The sequence below is a fragment of the Streptomyces sp. NPDC001027 genome, from assembly GCF_040299045.1.
Classification (GTDB): Bacteria; Actinomycetota; Actinomycetes; order Streptomycetales; family Streptomycetaceae; genus Streptomyces.
This window is the reverse complement of the sequence record NZ_JBEPBI010000381.1, coordinates 1-5,187: the sequence shown is the minus strand read 5'-3', so window position 1 is coordinate 5,187 and position 5,187 is coordinate 1. Positions and strand designations below refer to the sequence as shown.

Genomic DNA, 5,187 nt, shown 5'->3' with positions numbered 1-5,187 from the left:
GCTCTACGATGTTCCTGCTTTCCATGGTTCGCTGGACGACCGCGCAAGCCAGCTTGTCGACTGGCTGGCCTCCAATACAAGGCAGTCTTTGTCACCGCCAGACGGACAGGAGCAATGCGAGAAATTCCTGGAGTATGCACCGCTTGTCATTAATGCCCTGAGCAATCTGTCGGCCTATCTCGAAAACTCGGCCTTGCGTGAGAAAGACTTATTCTCTCAGATGCATACGCGCCTCATGGAGATCTTCTATGCCCTGGAGCCGTACATTCTCCTGGTGAGTTACAGCCGCCAGTCCCGGTGGGGGCTTCGGGTCCGCAGGCTGGGAATAGGGGCCGCACGTTACCACATGCGATCACGCATTCAAGTCGAATACGGCCTGTCTTTGCGCGGCGTTAACATACTGCCCGAGATCAGGTCTGGAATATCCGACCTCCCCAGAGGTGGGAGAACTTTCATTCCCGACATGCGGCAGTGCGCCGAAAGAGATAGGCGCGACATGGAGCGAATCGGGAGGATCGCCGCCCAGCACGTGGAGTGGGCAAGGGTGGTGGAGATTCTGCGCAAGGTATGATCTCCCTCCGCCGGCGATACCCCAGAGACGACGCTATCCCTGATGATCGAGGTCGTCGAAGCCTTTGATCACGAACAGGGGTCGCGTTCGCGTGCCGTCCGCCCGAACCCCTGACAGTTCACCTGCCCTGCCGAGGCACTGAGGCGGATACTTGTCCTGCGCTAACGGAGCTCCAGGTCCCAGAATTCGCCGCCGGATTCCTCTGGTGCGGAGAACGTACTCCCGTCGGGCTGGTAGACGATGAATCGCCCACACGCGTACCCGCAGTCGTGGCTGTAGTCGCCGATCGCCACACTCGTCGAGAACTCCGCGGCCAGCGCTGCTGCGAGGAAGCCGAGCTTCTCACCGCAGACATTCAGCGGGGACGTGCCGTTGACAAGCGTCCGGTACCCGACTTCCTGCCGGATGATGTCCAGGCTCGTCGTTTCACCCTGCTTCTTCGGCGACAGGTCCAGCCAATCGCCAAACATGACCACGCTCTCGATCGGCGTCCGCAAGTACTCCGCCAGGGCTGTGCGCAGTTCATCCCACGACAGGCTGTCCTTGATCGAGATCTCGAACGACTCATGCATCCCGGACTCAGCCCCTCCGTAGCGATCGACCGCTTCGGCGACATCGGTCCAGCCGACTTGGCTCACCAGGCCGATGACCGGGTTGCGCACCGTGGCCACGCCGCGGGGTCGGTCTCGGTGTGAAGTTCTATCAGCTGCCGAGCCTGGGCGAACCGATCATCTCGCCACCTGAGAACGAGCCTGGTCCACAGCAGCGACCGTTGCGCGCCGTCGCGGTCCTGGATCGCAGACCGCCGTCACCCTCTATCGCAAATACGACATACAAGCCTAAGATGCTCGGAACCTCTGCCGGAGTCGCGGCGCTGTGGCGTGCCGTGACCATCGCTCGTCCTGCCCTCGGGCGGCTTTGAGAGGTGCACCATGACCCGCTCATGTTGCGAATACCCGGAATCGGACGACTGGCGTGATCGCGCTGCCTGCATCGGAGAGGATCCCGAGATCTTCTTTCCGCTGTCGGACGTCGCGGCTCCTGGCGCAGAGGCGTCCCTGGCCCGCGCTGTCTGCCGCCGCTGCGCCGTGCTCGTCGCCTGCCGCGACTGGGCACTCGAGCACGGCGAGGACGACGGGATCTGGGGCGCCACCACGGCTGCCCAGCGTCGCGCCATCCGAAGAGCGGCCATGGAGCCCGCGCCGCAAGCCCGACGCCACGGGGTCGGGGCGGGGTGAGGCGAGCGGTCGACGGGCGGTCGGCGGGAGAGAGCCGGCCGGCCGGTGCGGCCGGCCCGGCGTCGACGGTCGGTCAGGCGTGGTCGGTCAGGCGTAGGTCTCGAACTCGGCCACCTTCGGCGTGGCGCTCGACCCCGTGATCTCGAAGGTGACCTTCTTCAGCGAGGTGGCGGCGAAGGAGACCGCGCCCGCTCCGCTGCCCGAGGCCAGCACCGCCCCGGTGTCGCCGTTGAGCACCCGCCAGGAACGGATGTTCCCGACCGATCCGGCAGCCTCCCGGACAGTCACCTTGGAGACGGCGGTCGTCGAGCCCCACTTGATCGAGACGGAGCCGGTGGAGCCGGCCGGTGACCAGTACGTGCTCGTGTCGCCGTCGCGGACATTGCCGTAGCTGGTGCCGGACGCCTTGCTGGAGCCGTCGGCGGCCGCAGTCGCAGCGAGGCTCAGGTTGGCCCCGGCGGGCCCCGACGTCGCGGTCGGCGTCGGCGTCGACGTCGGCGTGGGATTCGAGGTGGGCGTCGCGGTCGGCGTCGTCGCGGTGCAGTTGCCGTCCGACACCTTGAGGCCGCTGTTCGCGCCCGCCGTCGCGGTCACGATCGACGGGACGCAGGACGCGGCGTCCAGACTGTAGGCATAGGGGATGCCGACGGTCGTGTTCGACGTCGGGTTCGGACCTGCGGGGTTGTTGTCCTCGCCCCGCGGCGTCCACGTCACGTTGTCGAAGACGTTCCCGCCGACCTGCCAGTATCCGGGCAGGTCCGTGTAGAAGGTGCCGAGGACGTCCTTGGAGTCCTTGAAGTAGTTGTTGTCGACCTTGGCTTTGCCGCCGGCACGGGGGTTGATGCCCGACTCGTTGAGCCTGACGTAGTAGTTGTTGTAGATGTGCGCGGTCGCGCCACGCAGCAGGGGCGTACGGGAGTCGATGTTCTCGTAACGGTTGTGGTGGAAGGTGACCGGACCGTTGCCGAGGTCGCTGTCGCTGGAGCCGACGAGGCCCCCTCGGCCGGAGTTGCGCAGGACGCTGTAGGACAGGGTCACGTACCGGGTGTCGTCCTTCATGTCGAACAGGGCGTCGTAGCCTGCCGATTCGCCGCCGGAGGCGGTCAGTGTGGTGTGGTCGACCCAGACGTTGTGCACGTCCCTTTCCATGCCGATGGCGTCGCCGCCGTTGGAGGTGGGCGAGCCGGACTTCTTCACGTTCTGGACGGTCACGTTCTGCACGATGATGTTGCTCGACTGCCGGAGGTGGATGCCGATCTGATCGAACACGGCCCCACCGCCGACGCCGACGAGGGTGACGTTGCTGATGCCCTTCAGCTCGATCACGCCGGCGGCGGTGTTGCAGCTGCCGCCTGACGCCTTCGCCGTGTTGCCTACGGTGACGGTGCCCTCGACCTGGATGACGATCGGGGTGCTGCTGCTGGCCCGACTGCACAGGGCCTGGTGGATCTGGGTGCCGGTGGTGGCCCGGACCGTCGTCCCTCCTGCGCCGCCGGTGGTGCCGCCGTTCTGGGTGGCGAACCCGGTCGCGCCGGCGCCTGCCGCCGACGCGGCGGGCAGCGACAGGACCATGCCGGTCGCCGCCGCCAGGGTCAGCGTGCCGAGCGCCGCGGAGAGTCGCAGAGCGACTGGCTTTCTCATTCTCGCCTCGTCTTTCGTCGTCGAGTACCGGGGGTCTCGCACGTCCCGGGCGCGCCCGGCCGCCGAGGGCCGCCGAGGGCCGTCCTGTGCATCATGCTCATGACACTTATGCGGAACGGCGCGCCCCTGCCGACCCGGTGCGACGTCGCTTCCGTACGAGCCGCCGGCATTCCCGCGATGCGAGCGGAAGACGCTGCTGCGGCACTGGCGGCGCCGCAAGCGACGTCGGCCACGCGGTCGCCGCACTGGCGACGCCTTGAGGCCCAGGGTCGGACGTACGCATGCCGCGGCAACGCGGGTGAGACGCCGCTGCGGACGGCAGACCGACCGGCGGAACAGGCTGGGGCGCGAGCGCGATGCATCCGCACCCGGAACGCACTCCCGAGCGCGGCCCGGGGTGCAGCCCGAGCCGAGCCAGGAGTGCGCCCCGGGGTTCCGCGCGGCGCATCTCGATGCGGTCAGTCAGGGTCAACCCCGCGCCGGATCGGTTGCGGCGCGCGGGCATGCCCCGCGACTGATACCGCGGGCCGCTTCCCCGCCACGTTCAGCAGCGTCGAGAAAGCGCTTTCTCTCCGCGAGGATAGGACGGCCGCCCACGGGTGACAAGTATGTGAACTCCGATCGACTGTCGGAAAGTCGTCACCATCCTCTACACCCGCCCGATCGGCTCAGATCGCCAGCACAGGCGGGGATTGCCGGCAGGTCGCCCCACGCCAGCCCACCCCACTACATGCGCTCGTGTTCATATACATGATCCGCTGCGCGCCATAGCTGCTGCCGATCCGCCGCATGGTGACGTCCCGAAGCGGTTCCCCGGTCCTGAGGCGGTGGGGCGGTGGGGCGGTGAGGCGGGCGCGCAGAGCGGGGGCCGGGGTACGCGTCGGGCCCCGCACGGCGTGCGGGGCCCGGGTCGCGGAGATGCGGTGCGGCTCAGGGGCAGCTGAGGCGCGTGTCGCCCGTGTCCGTGGTGCAGGTGTCCGTCTGGGGGCCGCCGTTGGCGGTGTCGTTGCCGGACACGTTGTCGACGGTGTTCAGGTTGTCGGCGCCGGAGTTGCCGATCAGGTTGTCGTTGCCGGGGCCTGCGGTGAGGGTGTCGTTGCCGAGGCCGCCGTCGAGGCGGTCGTTGCCGTACCCGCCGTGGACGGTGTCGTTGCCGCTGCCCGCGTCGACGGTGTCGTCGCCGCCGAGGGCGCAGATCACGTCGTTGCCGAAGGTTCCGGTGATGCTGTCGTTGCCGCTGGTGCCGATGCGGGTGCAGCCGCGTGCGTTGTTGACCGTGGTGATCGCCGTGGCGGTGTTGTCGCCGGTGCTCGGGTCGGTCTGGGCGGCGCCGACCGTGGCCCGGTCGGTGAGGGCGCCGGTGGCTCGTGGCTCGGCGGCGATCGTCACCGTGGCGACGGCTCCGGGAGCGAGGGCGCCGAGGGAGCAGCTCGCGGTGGTGGCGGTGGTGGTGGTGCAGGTCCCTGAACTCGTGGTCGCCGAGACGATGGAGGCGGCGACGCCGCTGAGCGTGTCGGACAGGGAGACGCCGGTGGCGGTGGTCGTGGGGCTGTTGTTGGTGACCCGGACCGTGTAGGCGGCCCGGTCGCCGATGCTGACCGTGGCGGGACCCGACTTCGTCACCGACAGGTCCACGCCGGCCGGCGGCGGGGAGCCGCCGCCCTCGAAGCGGGCCAGGGCGAAGTCGTCGTCGGGTCCGCCGGCGCCGGCGGCGACGATCTTGCCGTCCGTCTGGAG

Annotated in this window: 4 protein-coding genes and 1 pseudogene; 2 read left to right on the top strand and 3 right to left on the bottom strand. The window is 68.3% G+C overall.

The features are described from left to right. Positions 1 to 571: hypothetical protein (locus tag ABT300_RS41080; protein ID WP_351687425.1), on the top strand; the 571-nt coding region annotated here is incomplete at its 5' end. Positions 572 to 732: 161 nt separating this feature from the next. Here the strand turns inward: ABT300_RS41080 and ABT300_RS41075 are convergent. After that, positions 733 to 1,242: a hypothetical protein gene (locus ABT300_RS41075; protein WP_351687422.1), complete on the bottom strand. Its 510-nt coding sequence runs from the start codon at positions 1,240 to 1,242 to the stop codon at positions 733 to 735. Positions 1,243 to 1,503: 261 nt separating this feature from the next. Here ABT300_RS41075 and ABT300_RS41070 point away from each other — a divergent pair, with 261 nt between their 5' ends. Beyond that, the gene (locus ABT300_RS41070; RefSeq protein ID WP_351687419.1) at positions 1,504 to 1,809 is read left to right on the top strand and encodes a WhiB family transcriptional regulator; all 306 of its coding nucleotides are present in this window, start codon (positions 1,504 to 1,506) and stop codon (positions 1,807 to 1,809) included. 87 nt (positions 1,810 to 1,896) lie between these two features. On the opposite strand, the gene ABT300_RS41065 is transcribed toward ABT300_RS41070, so the two are convergent. Both ABT300_RS41065 and ABT300_RS41060 read right to left on the bottom strand, forming a co-directional pair. Continuing rightward, positions 1,897 to 3,450: a pectate lyase family protein gene (locus ABT300_RS41065; protein WP_351687416.1), complete on the bottom strand. Its 1,554-nt coding sequence runs from the start codon at positions 3,448 to 3,450 to the stop codon at positions 1,897 to 1,899. A gap of 930 nt (positions 3,451 to 4,380) precedes the next feature. Next, positions 4,381 to 5,187, bottom strand: a pseudogene (locus ABT300_RS41060) (calcium-binding protein); the annotation flags it as partial.

Excerpts from the sequence above, each read along its gene's own strand:
- ABT300_RS41070 (WP_351687419.1), top strand. The coding sequence starts at position 1,504 with ATGACCCGCTCATGTTGCGAATACCCGGAATCGGACGACTGGCGTGAT.
- ABT300_RS41065 (WP_351687416.1), bottom strand. The coding sequence starts at position 3,450 with ATGAGAAAGCCAGTCGCTCTGCGACTCTCCGCGGCGCTCGGCACGCTG.